Below are 2,031 nucleotides of genomic sequence, written 5' to 3' on the forward strand. Positions count from 1 at the left end.
CCGACGCTGACCGTCTACGAGAACATCGCCTCGCCGATGCGCGTCGCCGGCCGGCCGAAGCCGGAGATCGACGCGGCGGTGAAGAAGGCCGCCGACCTCTTGAAGATGTCGCCCTATCTGGGTCGCACCCCGCTCAACCTTTCCGGCGGCCAGCAGCAGCGCACCGCCCTCGCCCGGGCTCTCGTCAAGAACGCCGATCTCGTACTCCTCGACGAGCCGCTCGCCAATCTCGACTACAAGCTGCGCGAGGAACTGCGCGAGGAACTGCCGAAGATCTTCGCCGAGACCGGCGCGATCTTCGTCTACGCCACCACCGAGCCGCAGGAGGCGTTGCTCCTCGGCGGCCGGACGGCGACGCTGTCGAAGGGCCGCATCACCCAGTTCGGCGAGACGCCGGCGGTCTACCGCGCGCCGCACGACCTGGTCACCGCCACCACCTTCTCCGACCCGCCGCTCAACGTCCTCGCCGTCACCAAGAAGGGGCCGCGCTTTGCCGGCGCCGGCGGCGTCGACTTTCGGGCAGCCCCCGCCCATGCCGGCCTTCCCGACGGGCCCTACAGGATCGGCATCCGGCCGCACCGCCTGGAAATCGGCTCGCCCGACACGGCGGCAGGCTTCGACGCGACGGTGTTCCTCACCGAGGTGACGGGTTCGGAGACCTTCCTCCACGCCCGCCTCGCCGAAGCGCCGATCGTCGCGGTGGTGCACGGCGTCAGGCGGATCGATTCCGGCGCGCGGGTGCGCTTCGCCTTCGATCCCGCGCAAGTCCTCGTCTTCGACGCGGCCGGCGCCGCGGCGGGCGGCACCGCCGCGAAGGCGGCCTGAGGGAGAGCACCATGGCCCGGATCCGTCTCGATCACATCCGCCACGCCTACTCGCCCGAGCTCGCCAAGGCGAACACCTATGCGCTGCGCGAGGTCGACACCGCCTTCGAGGACGGCGGCGCCTATGCGCTGCTCGGACCGTCCGGCTGCGGCAAGACCACGCTCCTCAACATCATCTCCGGCCTTTTGACCCCGTCGGAGGGCCATGTGCGCTTCGACGACCGCGACGTGACGATGCTTTCGCCGGAAGCCCGCAACATCGCCCAGGTGTTCCAGTTTCCGGTGATCTACGACACCATGACGGTGCGCCAGAACCTCGCCTTCCCGCTGAAGAACCGCAAGGTGCCGGCCGCCGAGATCGCCAGCCGCGTCGAGGACATGCTGCGCCGCATCGGGCTCGAGGCGAAGGCCGACCGCAAGGCGCGGGGCCTGACCGCCGACGAGAAGCAGAAGATCTCGCTCGGCCGCGGCCTGGTGCGCTCCGACGTCGCCGCCATCCTCTTCGACGAGCCGCTGACGGTCATCGACCCGCACATGAAGTGGCAGCTGCGCTCGGAACTGAAGCAGCTGCACCACGAATTCGCGATGACCATGGTCTACGTCACCCACGACCAGACCGAGGCGCTGACCTTCGCCGACAAGGTGGTGGTGATGTTCGAGGGCGAGGTCGTGCAGATCGGCACGCCGGAAGAGCTGTTCGAGCGGCCGCAGCACACCTTCGTCGGCTATTTCATCGGCTCGCCGGGGATGAACGTCCTGCCCTGCCGGCTGGAGAACGGCGAGGCGGTGGTCTCGGGCGCGCGCATCGCGCTGCCGGCCGTGCGTTCCGTGCCGCATGAAGGCCAGATGACGGAACTCGGCATCCGGCCGGAATTCGTCGGCATCGTGCCGCGGGGCGGCGGCGTGCCGATCGCCATCGACCGGGTCGAGGACATCGGCTCCGAGCGCATCGTCCGGGCCCGGCTCGACGGCATGCCGCTCACCGCGATCCTCAAGGAGAACGCGGCGATCCCCGCCGAGGCGGATGCGGCATTCGCGCCGCATGCCCTCAATCTCTACGCCGATTCCTGGCTCGTCGAGCGGGGCTGAGGAGACGCATCATGGAAAAGACCTGGAACAACAAGGCCTGGTTCTTCGTCCTGCCGGTGCTCCTGCTCGTCGCCTTCTCGGCGGTCATCCCGCTGATGACGGTGGTGAACTATTCGGT

The 2,031-nt window shown here is 68.8% G+C and carries 2 protein-coding genes and 1 pseudogene; all 3 read left to right on the plus strand.

Annotated features, from left to right (window positions below; translation table 11 throughout):
* Positions 1-825: ABC transporter ATP-binding protein (locus J1C47_RS23450; RefSeq protein WP_207353217.1), on the plus strand; the 825-nt coding region annotated here is incomplete at its 5' end.
* A gap of 11 nt (positions 826-836) precedes the next feature.
* A complete protein-coding gene (locus J1C47_RS23455; protein ID WP_207353218.1) occupies positions 837-1,913 on the plus strand; it encodes an ABC transporter ATP-binding protein in 1,077 nt (358 codons plus the stop codon).
* An 11-nt stretch (positions 1,914-1,924) separates the two neighbouring features.
* Positions 1,925-2,031, plus strand: a pseudogene (locus J1C47_RS23460) (sugar ABC transporter permease); the annotation flags it as partial.

This window comes from Jiella sonneratiae (genome assembly GCF_017353515.1).
GTDB classification, from domain to species: domain Bacteria; phylum Pseudomonadota; class Alphaproteobacteria; order Rhizobiales; family Rhizobiaceae; genus Jiella; species Jiella sonneratiae.

Bases quoted from the DNA above. Each gene is read 5' to 3' on its own strand.
- J1C47_RS23455 (WP_207353218.1), top strand. From the start codon at position 837: ATGGCCCGGATCCGTCTCGATCACATCCGCCACGCCTACTCGCCCGAG.